The following is a 23713-nucleotide window of genomic DNA, read 5'->3' on the forward strand; positions in this document are numbered from 1 at the left end:
ACGCTGACGCGCTGGTGGTGCGGCCCCTAGGCTGACCACCAGCGCGTTGCCGCGCCCGCCGCCCGCGGGCCGCTCGGTCGACGCCGATGCCGACGCGAGAGGGGACGCCACGTTGGATGCCGCCTCCCCCCGCCCTGCGACACCGGCCCGGGCGGGCATCGTGCTCACGGCATTGGTGCTCGCCGCCGTCGTCTGCAACATCAATGTCGCCGCGGCGACGGTGGCGCTGCCGTCGATCGGCGACGCGTTCGGGGCGTCCCAGACGGCCCTGAACCTCGTCGGCATCGGCAACGGGCTGGGGTTGGCGATGTCGGTGCTCTACCTCGGCGCCGTCGCCGACCGCTACGGCCGCAAGCGGCTCCTGCTCATCGGTCTCTCGCTCACGGTGGTCGCGAGCGTCGCGTCGGCTGCGGCGTCCTCTGTGGAGGCGCTCGTGCTCGCGCGGGTGTTCACGGGGCTCGCGGCCGGCGCCGCCTACCCGACGACCCTGTCGCTGATCACCGCCCTCTGGGCCGACGGACCGGCGCGCACCCGCGCGATCGCGCTGTGGTCCAGCGTGAGCGCGATGGCGAGCGTCGGCGGCTCGGTGCTCGCCGGTATCGTGCTGACGGATGCCGGCTGGCGCCCGTCGTTCCTCATGGCGATCCCCCTCGCGCTCGTCGCCGCGGTGCTGGTCGCGTGGGCCGTGCCCTCCCGCGTCGCGGAGTCCGAGGAGCCCGTCGATCACATCGGCGGCGTGTTGTCCGTGGTCGGCGTCGGTGCGCTCGTGCTCGGCATCGGGATCGTCTTCGATCCGGGCGAGCAGGTGCCGGGCATCGTGCTGGTGCTCGTCGCCGTCGTCGCGATCGGCGGGTTCGGGTGGCGGCAGCGTCGTACCCGCTTCCCCCTGTTCGACCTGCACATCGCCCGGCGACGCCTGTTCTGGGCGCCTGCCGTCGCCGGCACCATCGCGTTCGGTGCGCTGCTGGGTGCGATCTTCGTCGGTGAACAGTTCCTGCAGAACGTGCTCGGCTACGACCCTTTGAAGGCCGGCGCCGCCGTCATCCCCGCCGCCGTCGGCCTGCTGATCGCGGTGCCGTTCGCCGCTCGGCTGGTCGGCACGCGCGGCACCCGGTGGGCGATGCTTCTCGGCTACGCGATCATCCTCGCCGCGTTCCTGACGATGCTCGGCTGGCGCGAGAGCACGCCCTACGCGCTCGTCGGCGTCGGCTTCCTCTTCGTCGGCGCGGGAGCCGCGTTCGTGATGACCGCGTCGTCGCGCTCACTGACCGGATCGACGCCCGTTCGACGCGTCGGCATGGCCTCCGCGGCATCCGATCTGCAGGGCGACCTCGGCGGGTCGATCATGCAGGCGCTTCTCGGTGCGATCCTCGCTGCGGGGTTCGCGGGCGCCGTCTCCCGCCACATCGCCGACTCGGGGCGCGCGGGGGAGATCGGCGCCGAGGTGACGGCGGCGCTGCAGGCGTCGTTCGCCTCCGCGGCCCATGTCGCCCAGGCCTATCCGGCGGATGCGGGCCAGATCCTCGCGGCCGCGCGCGAGTCGCTGGCGGCCGGGGCGTGGGCCGCCTACCTCGTCGGCGCGATCGTGCTCGTCGCCGGCGCCCTCGTCGTGCGCTTCGGCATTCCCGACCGCCGGGGCGAGGCGCGCCTGCACGAGCGCTACCGCGCCGACGACGAGCGGATGCCGCAGCCCGGCGCCTAACGCGACGGGCCGGGCTCCTGGGGGCCGGCGCCGCCGGCGGCCTCGCGGTCGATCGTCGAGGCTTCGTCGACGTCGCGTCCGGCGAGCTCGTCGACCACGAGGGTGTCGGCGTCGAACGAGCCGTTGCGGTAGGCCTGACGACCGACCATGTGGGCCGACAGCGGGGCGGTCGCGAGCTGGAACATCACGACGGGCACGAGGAACGCCACCACCGGCCACGACCGCAGCGACAGCGCGATCGCCAGGCAGATGAGCACGAGTCCGAGCACCTGCGGCTTCGTCGCCGCGTGCAGGCGCCCGGGGACGTCGCGCAGCCTCACGACGCCGATGGCTGCCGTGAGGCACAGCAGGGCGCCGATGAGGATCAGCACGAGCGAGGCCGTGTCGAGCACGCTGTCGATGGTCATCGCCGATCCTCTCTTCTCGCGACGAACCGCGCGATCGCGACCGACCCGAACACACCGATCGCCGCGAGGCACAGCAGCACCGGCAGCGTGCGGGTGTGGTGGTTGATCGCCATGTCGGCGCCGAGCACGCACATCACCTCGGTGAGGAGCACATCGGATGCCACGGCCCGGTCGAGGATCGACGGGCCCTTCACGATGCGCCACAGCGTGAGAAGCGCGGCGAGCGCGAACACGATGTAGATCGCGACGAGCAGGGGGTTCACGAGGCTCCTCCCGCCGCGGCATCCGTCACTGTCTTCACCTGGGCGCGCGATCCGAACGCCTGCACGACGCGACGTTCCCACGCGAGCACCGTGCGTCGCTGGCGCTCGGTGTCCTCCGCGCTGCGCACGCCGATCACGTGCAGGTAGAGCACCCGCCGGTCGCGATCGATGTCGATCAGCAGCGACCCCGGGATGAGCGAGGACGTGACGGCGGTGTGGGTCATGATGAGGTCGTCGTCGACCCGCAGTGGCACCGCGATGACCGCGTTGCGCGGCTGGCGGCGCACGTCGAGCACGATCCAGGCGACCGACAGCGAGCCGCGCACGACCGCGAACGCGAACATGACCACGAAGACGAGCGCGTGCCACGGATGCAGCCGGCCCGACAGCTCGACCGGCGGCAGCCGGAACACGCGCGTGACGATCAGGGCGACCACGATTCCGGTGAGCGCAGCGAGCACCGTGAACTGGCCCCAGAGCAGCATCCACAGCAGCACGAGCCAGATGAAGAACGGCAGCTGGCGCCACGCGCGCGCGGCGGCGGAGCGACGCACCATCAGTGGCCCCCCTCGCCGGTCGTCGTGTCGCTGATCACCTGGGCGACGTGCACCGGCTCGCTCAGCTGAGCGCCGATGCGCGCGCACAGGTCGAACAGGGGTCCGGCGAACACGGTGAGCGCGATCGTGACCACCACGAGCCCGGCGGTCGAGGCGGTCATGACCTTGGGGATGACGCGGCGCTCGGTCTGGACGGCTGCAGCCGGCGCCGACCCGAGGAAGCGGATGCGGTCTTCGACCTCGGGCTCTTCGGCCGAGGTGCTCTCCCGCCAGAAGCCGAGGTTCCACGCGCGCATGAGCGTGTACAGGGTGAGCAGCGACGTGATGACCCCACCCACGATGAGCACGATCATGAGAGGCGTGCCGACCTGCGCGGCGGCGTCGAAGAGCGCGAACTTGCCGATGAAGCCCGAGAACGGTGGCAGACCGCCGAGGTTGATCGCCGGGATGAAGTAGAGCAGCGCGATCAGCGGCGCCCCCGTCATGAGGCCCTTGAGCTTCAGGATCGACGTCGTGCCGGCCCGGCGCTCGATCAGTCCGACCGCGAGGAACAGCGTCGTCTGCACGACGATGTGATGCACCATGTAGTACACGGTCGCGCCGATGGCCGCCGGCGTCGCGATCGCCAGCCCGAAGATCATGTAGCCGACATGGCTGACGAGTGTGAACGACAGGATGCGTTTGAGCTCGGCCTGGGCGACGGCGCCGAGGATGCCGACGATCATCGTCGCAAGCGAGACGATCAGCAGCAGCGTGTTGATGTTGCTGTCGGGGAACAGCTGCGTCTCGGTGCGGATGATCGCGTACACGCCGACCTTGGTCAGCAGGCCCGCGAACACCGCCGTGACAGGGGCGGGGGCGGTCGGGTACGAGTCGGGCAGCCAGAAGGAGAGTGGGAACACGGCCGCCTTGATGCCGAAGGCGAGCAGCAGCATGAGATGCAGCACGAGCTGCACGGAGGGCGGCTGCAGCGCCATGCGCTCGGCGATCTGCGCCATGTTCACCGTGCCGAGCGCCGCGTAGATGGCCGCGATCGCCGAGAGGAACAGCACCGAGGAGACGAGCGAGACGACGATGTACACGACGCCCGAGCGGATGCGCGCCTCGGTGCCGCCGAGCGTGATGAGCACGTACGACGCGACCAGCAGGATCTCGAATCCGACGTAGAGGTTGAAGAGGTCGCCCGCGATGAACGCGGTGTAGATGCCCGCCGCGAGGATCAGATACGAGGGGTGGAAGATCGAGACCGGGGTGTCCTCGTCGCCGTCGGCAGCGCCCTGGCCGACCGAAAACAGCAGCACCGCGAGCAGCACGATGCTGGAGATCACCACGAGCAGCGCTGCGAGGGTGTCGACGTACAGCACGATGCCGAACGGCACCGGCCACCCGGCGACCGCGACGGCGAGCGGGGCGTGGGCGTCGACGTAGACCAGCAGCACCGACGCGATGACGAGCACCGCGGTCAGTGTGACGATCGACACCCACACCTGCACGCGCCGACGACGACCGAAGATGAGCGCGACGGCCGCGCCGAGCAGCGGCAGCGTGGTCAGCAGGGGGACGAGGGAGCTCACGAGTCATCCCCCCGTCGTCCGTCACCGGTGGGCCGGTCGGTCGGCGCGTCGTCGGCGAGTGCATCGAAGTCGAGGCTCGAGAGCACGGTGATCGGGGCGACCTCCGAGTCGACGAAGTCGGTCGTGGCGTCGTCGTCCTGCTCGGTGATCTCGTCCTCCGTCTCGAGAGCGTCGGCCGGCTCGGCGGCCCGTTCGCGCAGCGCGACGTCGGCCTCGTCGTCCTCGACGGTGTCGGCCTGGCCCAACTGCCACGAGCGGTAGATCAGCGCCAGCAGGAACGCCGAGACCGCGAACGTGATGACGATGGCGGTGAGCGAGAGGGCCTGCGGCAGCGGATCCGAGAAGGACGCGGCATCCTCGGCAGACCCGAAGAAGGGGGCGACGCCGGGCTTGCCGAGCACGATCAGCAGCAGCAGGTTCGCGCCGTTGCCGAGCAGCAGGAAGCCGATCAGCACGCGCGTGAGCGAGCGCTCGAGCATGGCGTAGACGCCGCAGGCGAACAGCGCCGCCATCACGACGATGAGCACGACCGAGACGCTCATTGCACGCTCACCCCCCGGGCACGAAGCTCCTGCGTCTGACGGTCGACCTCGGCGCCGAGGCTGCGCAGCACGTCGAGCACGAGCCCGATGACCACGAGGTAGACCCCGATGTCGAAGATGGTCGACGTCACGAACTCGATGTGCCCGATGACGGGGATATCGGCCTCGACGATGCCGCTGGTCAGCGGGGCCACACCGAACAGCAGCGGCACGATCGCGCAGGCGACCGCGAGGGTCATGCCGACGCCGAGCAGGCGTCCGGCGTCGGTCGGCGCGGCGGCGCCGAGCTCGTAGCGGCCGCCCGCGATGTAGCGCATGACCAGGGCCATGCCCGCGACGAGGCCGCCGGCGAAGCCGCCGCCGGGAAGGTTGTGGCCGGCGAAGAGCAGGTAGATCGACACGACGATGATCGAATGGAACAGCACCCGCACGATCACCTCGAGCATGATCGAGCGGTTCTCGGCGCGCACCCTCTGACCGGCGTACAGCCAGGCGCGACGGGTCGAGTCGCTGGATGCCGCGGGGCGCAGTCCCTCGTCGGTCTCGACGAGCACGCGGCGTCCGGTCTGGCGGGGGATGGGCCGGGTGAGCGACGACAGGTTGTCGGCGCGGTGCGTGACGAACACGAGCGAGGCGACGCCGGTCGCGGCGAGCACGAGCACCGACAGCTCGCCCATCGTGTCCCACCCGCGCAGGTCGACGAGGGCGACGTTCACGACGTTCTTGCCGTGCCCGATCTGGTAGGCGAGCGCCGGGAAGTCGAGCGAGATCGGCGGCAGGGTGCGGGCTCCCGTCGCGACGATCGCGACGAGGGCCATCGTCGCACCCACCGCGATCGCGAGCACCGCCCGACCGATGGGCGCGACCGACGCGTTGTGGTCTCCGAGCCGCGAGGGGATGCGGCGCAGCACGAGGGCGAACGCGACGAGCGTCACGGTCTCGACGAGGATCTGCGTGAGTGCGAGGTCGGGCGCCCCGCTCGTGGCGAACAGCACCACCATGCCGAGTCCGGTGACCGAGACGAGTACGACGCCGGTGTAGCGCTTCTGGGCGCGCACCGCGAGGATGCCGGCGACGATCATGACGGGGGCCACGGCGAGCTGCGCGGGCGTGTGCCACGCATCCAGCTGAGCCTGCCACGAGGGGCTCGCGAGCAGCGCGGTGCCCTCGGCGACGACGAACACGGAGAAGATCACGCCGAGGTGCAGGGGCAGGGATCCACGCTGGGTGAGCGTGGTCGAGGAGACGGCGAGCCGGATCACCCCGCGCAGCGCCGCGTTGTAGACGTCGACGGCGGTGAACGGCAGCACGCGACGACGCTCGGCCCAGCCGACGCGCAGCGCGAGCCAGAAGACGAGCGCGCCGACCGCGAGGGAGCCGAGCGAGATCCACAGCGCGGGCTCGAACCCGTGCCAGAGGGCCAGGTGCGCGGCCTTGGTGTGGTCGCCGACGCCCTCCGCACCGGCTGGAACGGTCGCCGCGTAGGGGGCGAGAGCGCCATCCACAACGGATGCCGCGGCCCCCAGCACGAGCGTGAGCACCGCGAGGGCGACCGGTGCGAACGAGAACCCGAACGGGGGAGAGGGCCACTCGGTGCGCGGACGCGGGGAGCCCGCGGCATCCTTCTTCGTGAAGAACGCACCCCAGACGAACCGGATGCCGTACGCGGCGGTCAGCACCGACCCGAGCACGATGGCGACGAGCCCGACGCTCGCCCAGGGGGCCCCTTCGCTGGCCTGCTCGAGGAACGCGGCGAGCACCGACTCCTTCGCGACGAACCCGATCGTGGGGATGACACCGGCCATCGAGCACACGGAGATGATGGCGGCGGCGGCGAGCACCGGCGCCTGCCGGCCGACGCCCGAGAGTTCGCGGATGTCACGGGTCGACAGCTGCCGGTCGACGATGCCGACCACGAGGAACAGCGCCGACTTGAACAGGGCGTGGCTGATGAGCAGCGCGAGGCCGGCGAGCGCGGCGTCACGGGTGCCGTAGCCGAGCACGATCGCGAGGAATCCCAGCTGGCTGACGGTGCCGAAGGCGAGGATGCGCTTGAGGTCGTACTCGCGCAGCGCCTGGATGCCGCCGAGCAGCATCGTGAACGCACCGAGGCCGATGACGATTGGCCGCCAGGTCGGGTCGATGGCGAACACGGGGGCCAGGCGCGCGATGAGGTAGATGCCCGCCTTCACCATGGCGGCGGCGTGCAGGTAGGCGCTCACGGGGGTCGGTGCGGCCATCGCGCCCGGAAGCCAGAAGTGGAACGGGAAGATCGCCGACTTCGACAGCGCGCCCACGAGGATCAGCACGAGCGCCGCGTCGACGACCGGGCCGGTGGGCGCCGCCGCGAGGATCCCCGCGATGCTCGTCGTGCCCGCGTGCACCACGAGCAGCACCACGCCGATGAGCATGATGAGGCCGCCGAGGGTCGTGACGAGCAGTGCCTGCAACGCCGCGCGACGGCTCGCGCCGCGCGCGCGGTAGTAGCCGATGAGCAGGTACGACAGGATGCTCGTGATCTCCCACAGCATCACCAGCACGACGATGTCGTCGGTCAGCACCAGTCCGTACATGGCCCCGGCGAACGCGAGCAGCACCGCGGCGAAGAGCCCGACGCCCTGTGTCTTGCCCGCGAAGTACCAGCGGCAGTAGAGCAGCACGAGCGCGCCGACGCCGGTGACCACGAGCGCCATCACCCAGGCGAGGGTGTCCATGCGCATCGTGAGCGAGATGTCGAGACTCGGAATCCACTCGAGTGTCTCGGTCGGCGGGGTGTCGGTGCCGACCAGGGGGAACAGCGACACGGTGTGCACGAACGCCAGCACGGGAAGGGCCGCGGCGACGAAGAACGCGCGCGAGCCGATGCGGGAGACGAGCCACGGCAGCAGCAGGGGCAGGAGGGCGAACGCAGCGAGAAGGACCAGCACGAGGCCTCCTCGGGGTCGTCGGGCCGGGCTCAACGAGGGAGCGCCCAGGCGATCGGGGTTCGGGCCCTCAGTCTATCGGGCGGCCCATAGGAGGCGTGCGGCGTTCGCCCAGACGGGCGTGCCTATGCCTGCGGCGCGGGACCGGTGGTGTTGCCCTCGCGGAAGCGGCTTGCGAAGTCGACCCCCGACGTGGGCGTCCCCTGGATGAGGGCGGCGAGCACCTCGCCGGCAGCCCTGCCCTTGTCGGCGGCGGGCTGCGCCATGGTCGTCAGGCGGTGGGGGGCGATGCCGTCGGCGCGGATGCCGTCGAATCCGGTGACGCTGAAGTCCTCGGGCACCCGCACGCCCGCGTCGAGGGCCGCGCGCACGATGCCGACGGCGAGCAGGTCGGTCTGCGCGATGGCCGCCGTGGGCCGCGGATCGAGCGCGAGGATGGCCTGGCCGGCGGCGTACCCCTCGTCGATGAGACTTCCGGTGGCGTGGTAGATCGGGGCATCCGGATACACCTCGAGGGCGCCGCGCAGTCGGTCGCGGGTGACGTCGACAGTGATCGCGTCGAGGTCGACCGACGGAGCCCAGCCGGCGCGGGTCGACGCGTCGAACGCCATCGTCACGTGCACGACCCGTTCGTGTCCGAGACCCTTCGTGTACTCCGCGATGTGCCGCTGCGCGGCCTCGTTGTCGAGTCCGATCTGCGGCACCCCCTCGCCCGCATCGCCCTCGATGACGACGACCGGGATGCCACGCCCACGCACATCGTCCAGCGACGAGCGCATGTGCGCGCTGCACCCGAGGAGCACGGCTCCGTCGATGGGCGCGGTCATGAGCGACGGCCCGGTCTCGGTCGCGTCGTCGCGCAGCAAGAGGATCGCCGCGTCGAGTGGGGCGATGCCCTCGGAGATGCCGTCGAGCACGACGGTCGTGACGGGGTCGAGGAACGCCGAGCGCAGGCGTCCGCCGAGCACGACGCCGATGATGCCGCTGCGCCCGCGACGCAGCGAGGCGGCGCGGGGGTCGGGGCCGGTGTAGCCGAGGGCGGATGCCGCGGCGAGCACGCGTTGGCGCGTGGCATCCGTCACCTGGGTCTTGCCGCTGAACACGACCGACGCGGTCGACGGCGACACCCCCGCCTCGCGGGCGACGTCGGCGATGGTGGCTCGGCGTGCGCTCATGTTGCACCGATGCTAACCCGTCGGAGGCTTGGTGTGTCGAATCGATTCGATTAGGGTGTGCTGCATGCTCCACTCGACCGACCGCCGCGCCTTCGTGCGCTGGCGCGCCGCGATCTTCGTCGTGTTCGCGCTCTCCGGGCTCAGCATCGCCACCTGGGCGTCGCGCGTGCCCGCGATCAAGGCGGCACTCGGCATCTCGCAGCTCGAGATCGGTCTGCTGCTGCTCGGCGCCGGAATCGCGTCCGTCGCGGGCCTCTCCCTCGCCCCGATCGTGTTCACGCGGATCGGCGCGCGGCGCACGATCATCGCGGCGATCGCCGTGTTCGCCGCGGGCGTGCTCGTGATCGGCGTCGGCACGGACCTCGTGCACAGCTACGCCGTGGTGCTCGCCGGGCTCGTGCTGTTCGGGCTCGGCAACGGCGCCGTCGACGTCACGATGAACGTCGAAGGGGCCGCGATCGAGAAGCAGCAGGGCACGACGATCCTGCCGCTGTTCCACGCGTTCTTCAGCTTCGGCACCGTCATCGGGGCGAGCCTCGGCGCCCTCGCTGTCGCGCTCGGGTTCGACGTGTTCACGCACGCCGCCGTGATCGCCGTCACCCTCGTCGTGGCCGGGCTGATCGCCGCGAGCCAGGTTCCGGCACACATCCCCGCCGACGCCGCACCCGCGACCCAGCGCACCCCGTGGCGGGAGCGTCTCCGCATCTCGCTCTCGGCCTGGCGCGAGCCGCGCACGTACGCGATCGGCGTGGTCATGCTCGGCATGGCCTTCGCCGAGGGCGGCGCGAACGACTGGCTCGCACTCAGCGTGAGCGAGGGGCATCGCCAAGGCGAGGCGGCCGGGGCGATCGGCCTCGCCGTGTTCTCGGTGAGCATGACCGCCGCGCGCGTGCTCGGTGGCCCGCTCGTCGACCGCATCGGCCGCGTCACGACCCTGCGCATCCTCGCGACGACCGCGACGGTCGGCATGATCCTGTTCGTCTTCGCCCCGAACCTGCCGCTCATCTTCGTCGGCGCGTTCCTGTGGGGCGCGGGGGTGTCGATGGGCTTCCCGCTCGGCATGTCCGCCGCGGCCGACGATCCCGCGCGCGCGGCCGCCCGGGTGAGCGCCGCAGCGACGATCGGCTACGTCGCGTTCCTCGCCGGACCGCCGCTGCTCGGCTTCCTCGCCGAGCACATCGGGCTGCTCCCCACGCTGCTCGTGCTCGTGGTGCTGGTCGTCGCCTCGGGTCTCGCATCGGGCGCCGCGAAGCCGCTCACGCCGGTGGCGTCCGCACCGCGGGGGGCCGCGGCATCCACCGACGCCTGAGGCGGCGCTCAGCCGGCGTCGAGGTCGGCCCAGAACGGCGAGAAGTGGTAGCCGTCGGGGTCGTCGAACTGTCGCTGGTACATGAAGCCGTACTCGTCGGTGTCGCCGAGGCGGCCCCCGGCGGACTCGGCGGCGACGGCGAGCGCATCGACGGCGTCGCGCGTCGGCACGCTGAAGGCGACCGTCACCGGCGACGGGGTGCCCGGCCCGCCCACGAGCTCCTCGGTGCCGCCGAGGCTCTCGTAGAAGCTGCGGCTGATGGCCATGATGTGCGTGTCGCCGTCGATGCGGAAGCAGGCGGCGTTCTCGTTGGTGAACTCGGCGACGGCGCTCCAGCCGAGCGTCGAGTAGAAGGCGGCGGAGCGTGCGACGTCCGCGACGGGGAAGTTCACCAAGATGCTCATGGCCCGATCGTCGCGCGCGGCGGCGAGCGCGTCAACGGCGTCGCCGGGGCGGGGCGGGCGCCGGTACCGTGGTCGGGTGCGTCTCGTCATCGCCCGCTGCTCCGTGGACTACTCGGGGCGCCTCAACGCCCATCTGCCGCTGGCCACCCGGCTCCTCGTACACAAGGGCGACGGCTCGCTGCTCGTGCACTCCGACGGCGGCAGCTACAAGCCGCTCAACTGGATGAGCCCGCCGTGCTCGCTCGCGGTCGAAGAGGTCGATGAGGATGCCGCGGCATCCGGTGTCATCGAGCAGTGGCGCGTGACCCACCAGAAGTCCGGCGACGCGCTCGTCGTGAAGCTCTACGAGGTGCTGCACGACTCGTCCCACGAGCTCGGCATCGACCCGGGCCTGCAGAAGGACGGCGTCGAGGCCGACCTGCAGCGCCTGCTCGCCGAGCAGGTCGACGTGATCGGCGAGGGACTCACCCTGGTGCGGCGCGAGTTCCCCACTGCGATCGGCCCGGTCGACCTGCTGCTGCGCAACCCCGAGGGCGGCACGATCGCCGTCGAGGTGAAGCGCCGCGGCGACATCGACGGCGTCGAGCAGCTCACCCGCTACCTGGAGCTCCTGGGTCGCGACCCCCACCTCGCGCCGGTCACCGGCGTCTTCGCCGCGCAGGAGATCAAGCCGCAGGCGCGGGTGCTCGCCGGCGACCGCGGGATCCGCTGCGTGACCCTCGACTACGACGGCATGAAGGGCGTCGAGTCGGGCGCACCCCGGCTCTTCTGACGACCGGATGCCGCGGCATCCCGTGCCGTCGGCGACGACTACCGTTAAGGGGTGTCCCTCCCCTACACCTGCGTCCTCTGGGACGTCGACGGCACGATCGTCGACGCCTCGGTCGGAATCCTCCGTCGGCTGACGATCTCGCTCGAGCGTCTCGGGCTGCCCGCCCCCACTGAGGCGGAGCTCACCCACTGGATCGGCCCGCCGATGTTCGAGTCCTTCCAGACGCAGGCGCACCTGAGCCCGGAGGACGCAGAGAAGGCCGTCGCGCACTACCGCGAGCTCGGCAAGGCCGACGGCTACACCACCGACGTGCGGCTGTACCCGGGGGTCGCCGACCTCATCCACGAGCTGCACGACCGCGGCGTGCCGCAGGCCACGGCGAGCTCCAAGCCCGAGGTGCAGGTGAAGGCGATCCTCGAGCACTTCGAGCTCGCGCCGCTGTTCGCCTCGATCACCGGTGCCACCGCCGATGAGCGCACGCTCGGCCGCAAGGCCGACATCGTCGCCGAGGCCCTCCGCCGCCTCGAGGCCCAGGGTATCGACGTCTCGCGTCCCGTGCTCATCGGCGACCGCCACCACGACGTCGAGGGCGGCACCGAGCGCGGCGTGCCCGTGATCTTCGTCGACTGGGGCTTCAGCAGCCCGGGCGAGGCCGAGGGCGCGGTCGCCGAGGCGGCTGACATCGAGGCGCTGCGCGCACTCGTGCTGCCGGCCGCCTGAACCCCTCGTCGACCGGCGACCCGGTCGGTAGGCTGGCCGACATGACGGATGCGGCGGCTCCGACGAGGCATCCGGTGATCACCGTCGTCGCGCGCATCCCGGCGACGCTCATCACCCTCGGTCTGGTGCTCGTGGCCGGACTCGTGAGCGCCGCGCTCTGGTTCCCGCTGCGCGAGAACCATGCCTGGCGCTACCTGGCCTACGGCCTGCCCTCGCTCCTCGAGGGGCACTGGTGGACGCCCGTCACCGGTGCACTGCTCGTGCACTCGCCGATCCTCTACCCGGTCGTGATCGTGAGCTTCGCCGGCATGGCGTACCTCGAGTTCCACCGCGGGTGGAAGGTCGCGACCCGATACTTCGTCATCGGCCAGATCGGCACCGTGCTGGTCGCGGCTCTCATCGTGTGGCTGCTCGCGATGACCGGGTGGCCGTGGGCCGTGGCGCAGTCGCATCACCTCGACGTCGGCCCCTCGGGCGGCACGATGGCGTGCATCGCGGCAGCCGTCGGGCTCTTCCGCCCGCCCTGGCGGGTGCGCGCCTGGCTCGTGCTGCTCGCCTTCGTAGGTGTGACGATGGTCTTCTGGGGCAACCTCGGCGATCTCGAGCACGCCGTGTCGGTCATCGGCGTGCTGATCGTCGACCGGTCGCTGCGCCTGCGCAAGGCGTCGCTGCGCGAGAAGCGCTTCATCGCCTTCGTCGCCGTCCTGGCGCTCGGGGCGCTCGAGATCATCGTTCTCGTGGTGCCGACGGCGGGCATGTTCGGCAGTACGACGCCGGACCCCGGTCCGATCCTCGATGTGACGGTCGATGTCGTGGTGATCGTGCTGATCGCTCGCGGCCTGCTGCGCGGCCGGCGCTGGACGTGGTGGGTCGCCGCGGTCTTCGCGGGCGGCAACATCCTCGCCGTGGTCTTCGTGCTCATCGGTGCCGAACTGGTCGGGTGGAGCGAGGTGACGGACGCGATCTCCGGCGATCCCGCCCTGACGATTGTGAGCGGGGTGCTGTGGGCGTTGCTCCTCGTCTACCTGCTCATCGAGCGGCGTGCGTTCCGCGCGGGGCGCGGCACCCGCCTGTCGGCCCTGCCTCCGCCCACGCGGGCGGAGGTGCGACGCACCCTTCATCGGGACGGCGGCGGCACTCTGTCATGGATGGCCACGTGGGACGCCAACTCGACGGTGCGCACGGCGGCGGGCGGGATGCTCACCTACCAGCGGCGCAACGGAGTGGCCCTGGCGCTCGGCGATCCGTTCGGCCCGCCGAGCGACGCCCCGGGTGTGGTCGACGCGTTCGTCGACGGTGCGGAGCACGCCGGTCTCGTGCCGTGCTTCTTCAGCGCGAGCGAGTCGACCCGCGCGCTGCTCCCGCCCAGCTGGAGGAGCCTGGTGGTCGCCGCCGACACGATCGTCGATCTTCCGGGGCTGCAGTTCACGGGCAAGAAGTGGAACTCGGTGCGCACGTCCCTCAACCGTGCCGACCGCGAGCAGGTCGAGTTCCGCATGACGCACCTCGTGCACGAGTCCTGGGGCGTGCGCCAGCAGATCCGTGCGATCTCCGAGGAGTGGCTCGGCGACAAGGACCTGCCCGAGATGGGCTTCACCCTCGGCAGCCTCATCGAGGCCGCCGATCCGGAGGTGCGGATCGCCCTGGCCGTGACACCGTCGGGCGATGTCGACGGCTTCTTGTCCTGGCTGCCGGTGTACGGCGCTCAGGGTGTGGTTCGCGGGTGGACGCTCGACCTCATGCGCCGCCGCGAGGGCGGCTTCCCCTCGGTGATGGAGTTCCTCATCGGATCCTCCGCGCAGCAGTTCGAGGCGGAGGGCGCCGAGTTCATGTCGCTGTCGGGTGCGCCGCTGGCCCACGATCTCCCGCAGGAGGCCGGCGGCCTCGCCGCGCTGGGCGACCGGCTGGCCGAATCGCTCGAGCCCGTCTACGGATTCCGCTCTCTGCAACGCTTCAAGCAGAAGTTCCATCCCCGCCACGAGCCGCTCTACCTGCTCTACCGCGACGAGAGCGACCTCACCCGCATCGGTCTCGCCCTCGTGCGCGCGTTCCTGCCGACTGCGACGCTGCGTCAGCTCGCGGCGGCGGGGGTGGACGTCGTGCGCGCCGGCTGAGCCCGAACATGACGAGGGGACGGGATGCCGCGGCATCCCGTCCCCTCGAACGCTTCGGTCAGAGCGCGCGAATGCTCGCCGCCTGCAGTCCCTTGGGACCCTGTTCGACCTCGAACTCGACCCGCTGGTTCTCTTCGAGCGAGCGGTATCCGTTTCCCTGAATGGCCGAGTAGTGCGCGAAGACGTCGGCGCCGCCCTCATCAGGAGCGATGAAACCGAAACCTTTCTCCGAGTTGAACCACTTGACCGTACCCGTCGTGCTCATGAACTGCCGTTCTCTACTGCAACCGGCGCCCAGTGCACCGGTGTTCGCTTCACGCTAGCGGGCATCACGGCTCGGGGCGAGGGCGATCGCAGATCGTTAACGCAACCGTTGCGTGGGAGGACCCCGCCCGAGCGCCCGATCGGGCCCTTAACCCATACGACGCCCGGGCCGAGTGAACTCAAGGCCCGGGCGTCGACGGATCCCCCCGGATATGCCACGCCATGCGTGACAGCGTTCACTCTAATGACCTCGAAACCGCCGCGCATAGCGGGTGAGCCGTGAGAAATCGATGAGCTGCGCGACGTCGGTTCGACGTCGTCGCCGGGCTGTGCGCCCCACCGGAAGAGGGCTGCGAGTTCGCGCCAAGGCAGAGAAGAGCCCCCTCCCGGCTGGGGGATCAGGAGGGGGCTCTTGTGGATCCCTCCGCTGGGGGCACGAGGGATGCGAGTCGTTACGTTACGCGGCGGCGGCGGCGCGTGGGGGTGCCCGCGTCGATCTTGCGGCAAGCGCATAAGCAACGCCCAGTCTGACTGTCCGGGAATGCACGATGGTCTTCGACAGTTGTCGAACAAGGACAACCTTTCAGGCTGCCCGACGGCAGGCGCACCCGCGCCGCCGCCATCGGCCGGCGCCGCCTCATCACGGTCACGCCGGATGAGGAAAGGAATCGACATGGCTGTGTACGACGTCGCAGAACGTTCGGCGATCGTGACGGGAGCGGGGTCGGGGATCGGTCGCGCCGTGGCGCACACCCTGGCGGCGAGCGGCGCGAGCGTGCTCGTCACCGACATCAACGCGGATGCCGCGGCATCCGTCGTCGACGAGATCACCGCCGCGGGCGGCACCGCGAGCGCCTTCGTCGGCGACGTGAGCGACACCGCGTGGATCGACGAGTCGATCCAGCGCGCCAACGCCCTCGCGCCGCTGCGCATCGCCGTGAACAACGCCGGGATCGGCGGCGCCGCGGCCCCCGTAGGGGAGTACCCCCTCGACAGCTGGCAGAAGGTCATCGAGGTCAACCTCAACGCCGTGTTCTACGGCGTGCGCGCGCAGGTCGTCGCCATGGCAGCCAACGGGGGCGGCTCGATCGTCAACATGGCCTCGGTGCTCGGCTCCGTCGGCATCCCCTTCTCGTCGGCCTACGTGACCGCGAAGCACGGCCTCATCGGCCTCACCAAGAACGCCGCCCTCGAGTACGGCGCGAAGAAGGTGCGCGTCAACGCGGTCGGCCCGGGGTTCATCGCCACCCCGCTGCTCGACAAGAACCTCGACCAGGCCACCAAGGACGCCCTCGCCGCCAAGCACGCGCTCGGCCGTCTCGGCACCCCCGAGGAGGTCGCCGCGATCGTCGCCTTCCTCTCGAGCGACGCCGCCAGCTTCGTGACCGGCTCCTACCACCTGGTCGACGGCGGCTACGCCGCCCAGTGACCTCAATGACGAAGGCCCCCGGGATGACCGGGGGCCTTCGTCGTTGTGCGGTGCGCGAGGGGGGAGTTGAACCCCCACGCCCTTTCGGGCACTGGCACCTGAAGCCAGCGCGTCTGCCTATTCCGCCACTCGCGCGTTCGGAGAGGATGCCGAGGCATCCGCCCACTCAACCTCCCGAGGATATCACGGGGCCGCGGCCGGCACGCACCTCGAGACGCGTTGTGCACGGCTCCTCCAGGGTGTGCAACTACGATGAAGCAACCCGTCGGCCTGCCTGAGGAGTCACGTGGGACTACTAGACAGCTTCGAGAAAGGTCTCGAGCGCGCCGTCAACGGCGCCTTCGCGAAGACCTTTCGCAGCGGTATCGAGCCCGTCGACATCGCGTCGGCGTTGCGCAGCGACATGGACAAGAAGGCCGCGATCGTCTCGCGTGAGCGCATCCTGGCTCCGAACGCCTTCGTCGTGCATCTCGCCCCGTCCGACGAGGAGCGCATGAGTGCGCTCGGCACCCCGCTGCAGGCGGAGCTGCGCGAGGTCATCACGACCCACGCCCGCACGCAGGGCTACACGCTTCCGTCCGCGCTGACGATCTCGCTCGTCTCCGACGACCGCCTCTCCACCGGCACACTGCGGGTCGAGTCGCAGATCGCCGAGGGTCGCGTCTCCTGGCAGGCGGTCGTGGATGTCGCGGGTCGCCGATACCCGATCGCCGGTGCCCGCACGGTCATCGGCCGTGGATCGGATGCCGACATCACGATCTCCGACGCGGGAGCCAGCCGCACGCACGCCGAGATCCTGTGGGACGGCGAACGCGCCATGGTGCGCGACCTCGGGTCGACGAACGGCACGAAGCTCGCCGGCCGCAAGATCTCCGAGGCGGCACTGCCGAGCGACGCCACCATCTCGATCGGCAACACCAACCTCGTCTTCCGCGTGATCGCATCGACCGAGGCGCCCCGGCGCCCGGCACCCGCGGCGGCCGACGATACGACGCGCGCGTTCGATGTACGCGGCGACAACTGGGGGAGTCCGCTGTCATGAGCGATGTGAGCGAGCTCACACTTCTGCTGCTGCGGATCGGCTTCCTGCTGATCCTGTGGTTCTTCGTGTTCGCCGTCATCTACTCGCTGCGCGCCGACCTGTTCGGCGTACGAGTGCGCAAACTCCCCGACGCCGGGGCCGCATCCGGGCCGGTGCGTGCGGCCGCCCCCGCCGCCGCCACCGCGGCGACCGCCGCCCCCCTCGTCGCCGGCACCGGACCGACCCTCGCGACCTCGCCCACCTCCGCGGCCCGCGCCTCGGCGAAGAAGGGCGGGAAGGCGACATCCGAGAACGCCCATCGCATCGTGATCACGAGCGGGCCCAAGGCCGGACTCGAGCTGACGCTCGGCACCGAGCCACTGACGATCGGGCGCTCCAGCGAGTCCGGTCTCGTCATCCGCGACGACTACACCTCGAGCCACCACGCACGCCTGCTGCTGTGGGGCGAGCAGTGGATGATCCAGGACCTCGACTCGACCAACGGCACGTGGCACGACGGCGACCGCGTCAGCTCACCCGTGCCGGTTCTGCTCGGCGCGCCGATCAAGGTGGGCGCCACGACCTTCGAGCTGCGGGACTGATCGCGCCCGATGGTCTTCCAGGGATCGAGCACAGCGCTCTCGCACACCGGCAAGGTGCGATCGAACAACCAGGACTCCGGCTACGCCGGGTCGAACCTGTTCGTCGTCGCCGACGGCATGGGCGGCCATGCCGGCGGGGATGTCGCGTCGAGCATCGCGGTCGACCGGCTCGAGGAGCTCGACCGCCCGTTCGGCTCGTCGCTCGACGCCGAGCGCGCGCTGCAGGAGACGATCCATGAGACGGCGACCGACCTGATCGACACGGTCGCCACCCGCCCGGAGCTGGCCGGCATGGGCACCACCGTCAGTGCGATCGTGATGGTCGACGACTATGCCGTGATCGCCCACATCGGCGACTCGCGCATCTATCTCTTCCGCGACGGCGCGCTCACCCAGATCACGACCGACCACACCTTCGTGCAGCGTCTGGTGGACTCCGGGCGGATCACGCCGGAGGAGGCGCGCTACCACCCGCGGCGCTCGGTGCTGATGCGGGTGCTCGGCGACATGGACCCCGACCCCGAGGTCGACTCGTTCATCATGCCCACCCGCCCGGGCGACCGGTGGCTGCTGTGCTCCGACGGGCTCTCCGGCGTCGTCGACGACACGCACACGGCGAAGGCGCTCGCGGCGGGCCACGCACCCGCCCGCACCGCCGACATGCTCCTCAAGCAGGCCCTCGACGCGGGTGCCCCCGACAACGTGACCATCGTCATCGTCGACGTCGGGGGGCAGCATCCGGTCTTCTCCGGCACGCCGACGATCGTGGGCTCCGCCTCGAACCCGACGGGCGTCGTCGTCACCGCCGCCCGTCCCGGCCGATCGTCCTGGCTGCACCCGGTGCGGCAGGCCGCGAACGAGCCGACGCACTTCGAGCCGCAGCCGCAGTTCCTCGAAGAGCTCATCGAGGAGGACCGGCGGCGCGCGCGACGCCGGCGGATCTCCTGGATCGTGGGTCTGGTCATCGTCATCGCGCTCATCGCGGCCGCGCTCGCGGGCGCGTACGCCTGGACGCAGACGCGCTACTACGTTGGCGCCGACAACGACACGGTGGTGATCTACCGCGGCATCCAGGCGAATATCGGACCTATCCACCTGTCCGAGCTCTACCAGGACACCGGCATCACGCTCGACTCCCTCGCGCCGTTCGACCGTGCCACGGTGACGGCGACGATCTCCGCCGGCTCCCTCGCCGAGGCGCAGAGCATCGTGGAGCGCATCACTCCCCAGAAGGGATCCGGCGGATGACGACCACCCCGGCCGACGCGCCGATCCAGGCCGACACCGCGGTGCTGCGCGCCCTGCGCCGCATCCGCTCGCCGCAGACCCTGCGCAACCGGGAGCTGGGGCTGCTGATCTTCGCGTGCCTCATCTCCGCGGCCGCGATCGTGCTCGTGCAGCTCGGCGCACTCGGTCAGGTGGATGTCACGATCCTCACCTACTCCGGCGGGCTCACCCTGCTCGCGCTCGGTCTGCACGTCGTGCTGCGGTTCCGGGCACCCAACGCCGACCCGTTCGTGCTGCCGATCGCGACCCTCCTCACCGGGCTCGGCATCGCCGAGATCTACCGCATCGACATAGCGTTCCGCTACACCGGGTGGGCGGCCTACTCCACCCGCCAGCTGGCATGGGCGGCGATCGCCATCGCGGGCTCCATCCTCATCGTGGTGTTCCTGCGCAACTACCGCGTGCTGTTCCGCTTCACGTACGTGTTCGGCTTCGTCGGTGTGCTTCTGCTCGTCCTCCCCCTGATCCCCGGCCTCGCCATCAACGCGAACGCCGCCGTCTGGGTGAACCTCGGCATCTTCTCCTTCCAGCCGGGCGAGCTCGCGAAGATCGCCCTCGCGATCTTCTTCGCCGGCTACCTCGTGCGCACACGCGAGAGCCTGTCGTCGGTGGGCAAGCGCTTCCTCGGCATCACATGGCCGCGCGCGCGCGATCTCGGCCCGCTCCTCGTGGTCTGGGTGATCTCGGTGGGCATCATCGTCGCCCAGCACGATCTCGGCAGCGGCCTGCTCATCTTCGGCATGTTCGTCGGCATGCTCTATGTCGCGACGGGCAAGACCGGCTGGGTGCTGCTCGGCGTCGCGATGGCGGCCGGAGTCGCCGTGGCCGCCGCCCAGGTACTGCCCTACGTCGGTGCCCGGTTCACGAACTGGCTGCACGCGTTCGACCCGTCACTCATCAACAACAGCAGCTACCAGCTCGCGCAGGGCATCTTCGGAATGGCCCACGGCGGCCTGCTGGGCACCGGTCTCGGTCAGGGGCGCCCTCAGATCACGCCGCTCGCGCAGAGCGATTACATCTTCCCGAGCCTCGCCGAGGAGCTCGGGCTCGTCGGAGCCTTCGCGATCCTCTGTCTCTACATGGTCTTCATCAGCCGCGGCCTGCGGGTCGGCATCGCCGGCCAGGACGACTTCGGAAAGCTCCTCGCGACCGGCCTGTCGATCACGATCGCGCTGCAGGTGTTCATCATGGTCGGCGGCGTGACACGGGTCATCCCCCTCACCGGCCTCACCACGCCCTTCCTCGCCGCGGGAGGTTCGTCCCTCGTCGCCAACTGGCTGATCGTCGCCATCCTGCTGCGCATCTCCGACGCCGTGCGTCGCCAGCCGCGGGCGGTGATCGGATGACCCGTCGCGCGCGCGTGATCGCGTTCGCCGCCGGCATCCGGGGGGAGGAACGATGACCAAAGAGCTCCGCCGCATCAGCATCGTGCTGCTCGCCATGTTCCTCGTGCTCTTCGGCTCGACGAGCATCATCCAGGTCGCGCAGGCGCAGAACCTCGCGGCGAATCCCGCCGACCGCCGCAGCCTCTACGACTCCTACTCGATCGAGCGCGGGGCGATCATCGCAAGCGGCACGGCCATCGCCTCATCGGTGCCGTCGAGCGATGTCTACAGCTGGCAGCGCCAGTATGTCGACCCGCAGATGTGGGCTCCGGTGACCGGGTACTTCAACCCCGTGCTCGGGTCATCGACGGGCATCGAGAACGCGATGAACCAGGACCTGAGCGGGACCGGCGGGTCGCAGTTCCTCGCGCGTCTCGAGCAGATCATCTCCGGCAAGCCCGCGCGCGGATCGAACGTGGTGCTCACCCTCGACGCGAGCGTGCAGAAGGCCGCCTACGACGCGCTCGGGTCCCTGCAGGGCGCTGTGGTCGCGATCGAACCCTCGACCGGGCGCATCCTGGCGATGGTCACGAGCCCCAGCTACGACACCAACTCGCTGGCCGGCCACGACGCGACCCAGGTGAACACGACCTACGACCAACTCGTCGCACAGGCGACGAACCCGCTCTACAACCGGGCGATCGGCGGCAACCTCAACCCGCCCGGCTCGACGTTCAAGCTCGTCACGGCGTCCGCCGCTCTCGCCACGGGAAACTACACGCCGCAGTCCCTGCTCCCCAACGTCGCCAGCTACACGCTGCCGGGCACCTCGACCTCGATCAGCAACGACACCGGAGGCACGTGCGGTCCGGGCGACCAGGTCTCGATCGCCGACGCACTCCGGCTGAGCTGCAACATCCCGATGGCGGAGCTCGCCGCGCAGCTCGGCGGCGAGACCATCCGCAAGGAGGCCGAGAAGTACGGCTTCAACACGAGCTTCGATCTGCCGATTACCAGCACCGCCTCGGTCTACCCGAGCAACCTCAGCGACACGCGCGCCGCCCTGAGCGGCTTCGGCCAGGGCGATGTGCGCGCGACCCCGCTGCAGATGGCGATGGTGTCGGCGGGCATCGCGAACGGTGGCGTCGTGATGAAGCCGCGCATGGTGGACCAGGTGATCGGATCCGACCTGTCGGTTCAGCAGACCTTCGGCAACGAGCAGTTCGGACAGGCACTCGACTCGACATTGGATGCGGAGATGGTGCAGATGATGGTCGCCAACGTCAGCAGCGGAATCGCGACGAATGCAAGAATAGACGGCGTCAGTGTGGGAGGTAAGACCGGCACGGCGCAGAACGGTCCCACCGACCCGTACACGCTGTGGTTCACCGGCTTCGCGCCCGCAGAGAACCCGAAGGTGGCCGTCGCCGTGGTCGTCGAGAACGGCGGGGGACGAGGACAATCGGGCAGCGGCAATTCGCTCGCGGCGCCCATCGCAAAGAAGGTCATGGAGGCGGTGCTGGGCAAATGAGACCTATGCAGGGTGCGATGTTCGGGGGACGCTACGAGCTCGAGTCCAGGATCGCCATCGGCGGCATGGGCGAGGTCTGGGAGGCGACCGACCATGTGATCGGCCGCACGGTCGCGATCAAGATCCTCAAGGACGAGTACATGGGGGACCCCGGGTTCCTCGAGCGGTTCCGCGCGGAAGCGCGCCATGCCGCACTCGTGAACCACGAGGGCATCGCGAGCGTCTTCGACTACGGCGAGGAGAACGGCAGCGCGTTCCTCGTGATGGAGCTCGTGCCCGGTGAGGCGCTCTCCACGATCCTCGAGCGAGAGGGGTCGCTCTCGACGGACAAGACGCTCGACATCGTCGCGCAGACGGCGTCCGCGTTGCAGGCGGCTCATGCCGCCGGCCTCGTGCACCGCGACATCAAGCCCGGCAACCTCCTCATCACGCCGGACGGCCGGGTGAAGATCACCGACTTCGGCATCGCGCGCATCGCCGACCAGGTGCCGCTGACCGCCACCGGTCAGGTCATGGGCACGGTGCAGTACCTCTCGCCCGAGCAGGCGTCGGGTCACCCCGCGACCCCGTCGACCGACATCTATTCGCTCGGCATCGTGGCTTACGAGAGCCTCGCCGGAAAGCGCCCGTTCACGGGCGAGTCGCAGGTCGCGATCGCGATGGCGCAGATCAACGAGCAGCCGCCGCCGCTGCCTCCGACGGTAGCCGAGCCGGTGCAGAACTTCGTCATGGCGATGATCGCCAAGAAGCCGGAGGACCGCCCTGGCTCTGCGGCGACCGTGGCCCGCGCGGCGACCGCGCTGCGTCGCGGGGACGTCGCCGCGGCCGCGGCGGCCGTGCCGGCGATCGCCGGTGGTTTCCTCGCGACCGATGCCGCCACCCAGCTGCTGGGCACATCGCCCGCGACGGCAGCGGCGACGCAGCTGCTCGCGGCGGCTCCGGTGGCAGCCACGGAGCAGAAGCGCAAGCGCAGCCCGTGGACATGGCCCCTGATCGCGCTCATCGCCCTGCTGGTGATCGTCCTCGGCGGCACGTTGATCGCCCTGTTCGCGAACCGGGGCGATTCGGCGCCGCCCTCGACGCCGAGCGTGTCGAGCTCGACCCCGTCGAACAGCCCGACGCCGTCCGAGTCGGCCACCCCGGTGAGCATCGCGAGCCTCAACCTCGTCGGAATGACCTGCACCGAGGCCTTCTCGAAGGCCACGAGTGCCGGCCTCACCCCCGCGACCGGGGCGAACCCGCCGGCAGCACCGTCGAGCGACAAGGTGAACACGGTCGCATCGACGTCGCCGAGCAGTGGCAACGTGCCGGCCGGATCCACGATAACGATCACCTGTTACGGCGCGGTGCAGTCGCTCCCGGCCCCGTCCGCAGGCGTGACGTATGAGATCGCCGGTGCGCCGGTGACGCAGGTCCCGGCGGGAAGCACCGTCACGGTGAAGTGGAGCGCCTACACGTGCCCGAGCGGCACCGGGTCGGTCTCCAGCTACACGGTGCAGATCGTCCAGAACGCGGTGTTCGCGAACGGAACTCAGACGCTCACGGTCGACGCGAACACGACCACCGCGCAGATTCAGGTCACCGGTGCATCCGGCAACCGCGTCGGAGTCACCTACACGGCGACCTGCAGCGGTGGGACCGGGCAGACGCAGCAGACCACGCCGCAGGCGCCCCAGGTGGAGGCGACGATCGTCGGCGCGTCCACCCCGACACCTAGCGCGACCACTCCCTGAACACCCCCTCCATGGGGTCGGTCCTCGGCAGGCCTAGGCTTGCCGAGGACCAAGGAGT

Annotated in this window: 21 protein-coding genes and 1 tRNA gene; 12 read left to right on the forward strand and 10 right to left on the reverse strand. The window is 70.3% G+C overall.

All coding sequences use genetic code 11. The features are described 5' to 3' along the window. The first annotated feature begins 46 nt into the window (after positions 1-46). On the forward strand, positions 47-1702 hold the full coding sequence (locus FFS51_RS01115) for an MFS transporter (RefSeq protein ID WP_249352614.1): 1656 nt from the start codon (positions 47-49) through the stop codon (positions 1700-1702). Here the strand turns inward: FFS51_RS01115 and mnhG are convergent. The 7 genes from mnhG to FFS51_RS01150 all read right to left on the reverse strand — a co-directional run bounded on the left by mnhG (position 1699) and on the right by FFS51_RS01150 (position 9144). Beyond that, on the reverse strand, positions 1699-2109 hold the full coding sequence (gene mnhG / locus FFS51_RS01120; RefSeq protein ID WP_045247943.1) for a monovalent cation/H(+) antiporter subunit G: 411 nt from the start codon (positions 2107-2109) through the stop codon (positions 1699-1701). The two genes, FFS51_RS01115 and mnhG, sit on opposite strands and share 4 nt — an antisense overlap. Beyond that, on the reverse strand, positions 2106-2372 hold the full coding sequence (locus FFS51_RS01125) for an MrpF/PhaF family protein (protein ID WP_045247942.1): 267 nt from the start codon (positions 2370-2372) through the stop codon (positions 2106-2108). Before FFS51_RS01125 ends, mnhG begins: the two co-directional genes overlap by 4 nt. Further along, complete coding sequence (locus FFS51_RS01130) at positions 2369-2929, reverse strand: Na+/H+ antiporter subunit E (protein ID WP_045247941.1); 561 nt, start codon at positions 2927-2929, stop codon at positions 2369-2371. Before FFS51_RS01130 ends, FFS51_RS01125 begins: the two co-directional genes overlap by 4 nt. Continuing rightward, complete coding sequence (locus FFS51_RS01135; RefSeq protein WP_045247940.1) at positions 2929-4503, reverse strand: Na+/H+ antiporter subunit D; 1575 nt, start codon at positions 4501-4503, stop codon at positions 2929-2931. Before FFS51_RS01135 ends, FFS51_RS01130 begins: the two co-directional genes overlap by 1 nt. Beyond that, entirely contained in the window at positions 4500-5045 is a 546-nt protein-coding gene (locus tag FFS51_RS01140) for a Na(+)/H(+) antiporter subunit C (RefSeq protein WP_045247939.1), read from the reverse strand. Before FFS51_RS01140 ends, FFS51_RS01135 begins: the two co-directional genes overlap by 4 nt. Continuing rightward, positions 5042-7972: a Na+/H+ antiporter subunit A gene (locus FFS51_RS01145; RefSeq protein ID WP_137877240.1), complete on the reverse strand. Its 2931-nt coding sequence runs from the start codon at positions 7970-7972 to the stop codon at positions 5042-5044. The genes FFS51_RS01140 and FFS51_RS01145 overlap by 4 nt, the downstream gene beginning before the upstream one ends. 122 nt (positions 7973-8094) lie before the next feature. Beyond that, complete coding sequence (locus tag FFS51_RS01150) at positions 8095-9144, reverse strand: LacI family DNA-binding transcriptional regulator (RefSeq protein ID WP_045247937.1); 1050 nt, start codon at positions 9142-9144, stop codon at positions 8095-8097. A gap of 64 nt (positions 9145-9208) precedes the next feature. Here FFS51_RS01150 and FFS51_RS01155 point away from each other — a divergent pair, with 64 nt between their 5' ends. Beyond that, positions 9209-10453: an MFS transporter gene (locus FFS51_RS01155; protein WP_137877241.1), complete on the forward strand. Its 1245-nt coding sequence runs from the start codon at positions 9209-9211 to the stop codon at positions 10451-10453. An 8-nt stretch (positions 10454-10461) separates the two neighbouring features. On the opposite strand, the gene FFS51_RS01160 is transcribed toward FFS51_RS01155, so the two are convergent. Beyond that, positions 10462-10857 (reverse strand): VOC family protein, encoded by a 396-nt coding sequence (locus FFS51_RS01160; RefSeq protein ID WP_137877242.1) that lies wholly within the window; start codon positions 10855-10857, stop codon positions 10462-10464. 76 nt (positions 10858-10933) lie between these two features. Here FFS51_RS01160 and nucS point away from each other — a divergent pair, with 76 nt between their 5' ends. Genes nucS through FFS51_RS01180 form a run of 3 tightly spaced genes read left to right on the forward strand, consistent with a single transcriptional unit; the run spans position 10934 to position 14463 of the window. Continuing rightward, a complete protein-coding gene (gene nucS / locus FFS51_RS01165; protein WP_137877243.1) occupies positions 10934-11629 on the forward strand; it encodes an endonuclease NucS in 696 nt (231 codons plus the stop codon). 51 nt (positions 11630-11680) lie between these two features. Then, on the forward strand, positions 11681-12349 hold the full coding sequence (locus FFS51_RS01175) for an HAD hydrolase-like protein (RefSeq protein WP_137877244.1): 669 nt from the start codon (positions 11681-11683) through the stop codon (positions 12347-12349). A 41-nt stretch (positions 12350-12390) separates the two neighbouring features. Then, positions 12391-14463 (forward strand): bifunctional lysylphosphatidylglycerol flippase/synthetase MprF, encoded by a 2073-nt coding sequence (locus tag FFS51_RS01180; RefSeq protein ID WP_137877245.1) that lies wholly within the window; start codon positions 12391-12393, stop codon positions 14461-14463. A 58-nt stretch (positions 14464-14521) separates the two neighbouring features. Here FFS51_RS01180 and FFS51_RS01185 read toward each other — a convergent pair whose 3' ends face one another. Then, a complete protein-coding gene (locus FFS51_RS01185) occupies positions 14522-14728 on the reverse strand; it encodes a cold-shock protein (RefSeq protein ID WP_045247932.1) in 207 nt (68 codons plus the stop codon). Between the two features lie 672 nt (positions 14729-15400). Between FFS51_RS01185 and FFS51_RS01190 the strand changes: the two genes are divergently transcribed. Next, positions 15401-16156 (forward strand): SDR family NAD(P)-dependent oxidoreductase, encoded by a 756-nt coding sequence (locus tag FFS51_RS01190; RefSeq protein WP_137877246.1) that lies wholly within the window; start codon positions 15401-15403, stop codon positions 16154-16156. 51 nt (positions 16157-16207) lie between these two features. Here the strand turns inward: FFS51_RS01190 and FFS51_RS01195 are convergent. Next, positions 16208-16291, reverse strand: a tRNA-Leu gene (locus FFS51_RS01195). A 151-nt stretch (positions 16292-16442) separates the two neighbouring features. Here FFS51_RS01195 and FFS51_RS01200 point away from each other — a divergent pair. From FFS51_RS01200 to FFS51_RS01225, 6 genes are read left to right on the forward strand one after another with little or no spacing between them, the layout of a single operon-like run. Further along, the gene (locus FFS51_RS01200) at positions 16443-17198 is read left to right on the forward strand and encodes an FHA domain-containing protein (RefSeq protein WP_137877247.1); all 756 of its coding nucleotides are present in this window, start codon (positions 16443-16445) and stop codon (positions 17196-17198) included. A 5-nt stretch (positions 17199-17203) separates the two neighbouring features. Then, complete coding sequence (locus tag FFS51_RS01205) at positions 17204-17779, forward strand: FHA domain-containing protein FhaB/FipA (RefSeq protein ID WP_045248012.1); 576 nt, start codon at positions 17204-17206, stop codon at positions 17777-17779. Between the two features lie 9 nt (positions 17780-17788). Continuing rightward, positions 17789-19027, forward strand: coding sequence for a Stp1/IreP family PP2C-type Ser/Thr phosphatase (locus tag FFS51_RS01210; protein WP_045247929.1), 1239 nt, complete (start codon positions 17789-17791; stop codon positions 19025-19027). Then, complete coding sequence (locus tag FFS51_RS01215; protein ID WP_045247928.1) at positions 19024-20412, forward strand: FtsW/RodA/SpoVE family cell cycle protein; 1389 nt, start codon at positions 19024-19026, stop codon at positions 20410-20412. The genes FFS51_RS01210 and FFS51_RS01215 overlap by 4 nt, the downstream gene beginning before the upstream one ends. A 52-nt stretch (positions 20413-20464) precedes the next feature. After that, positions 20465-21922, forward strand: coding sequence for a peptidoglycan D,D-transpeptidase FtsI family protein (locus FFS51_RS01220; protein WP_045247927.1), 1458 nt, complete (start codon positions 20465-20467; stop codon positions 21920-21922). Further along, on the forward strand, positions 21919-23655 hold the full coding sequence (locus FFS51_RS01225) for a protein kinase domain-containing protein (RefSeq protein ID WP_137877248.1): 1737 nt from the start codon (positions 21919-21921) through the stop codon (positions 23653-23655). The genes FFS51_RS01220 and FFS51_RS01225 overlap by 4 nt, the downstream gene beginning before the upstream one ends. The last annotated feature ends 58 nt before the right edge of the window (positions 23656-23713 follow it).

This window comes from Microbacterium sp. 4NA327F11 (genome assembly GCF_005503465.1).
GTDB classification, from domain to species: Bacteria; Actinomycetota; Actinomycetes; order Actinomycetales; family Microbacteriaceae; genus Microbacterium; species Microbacterium ginsengisoli.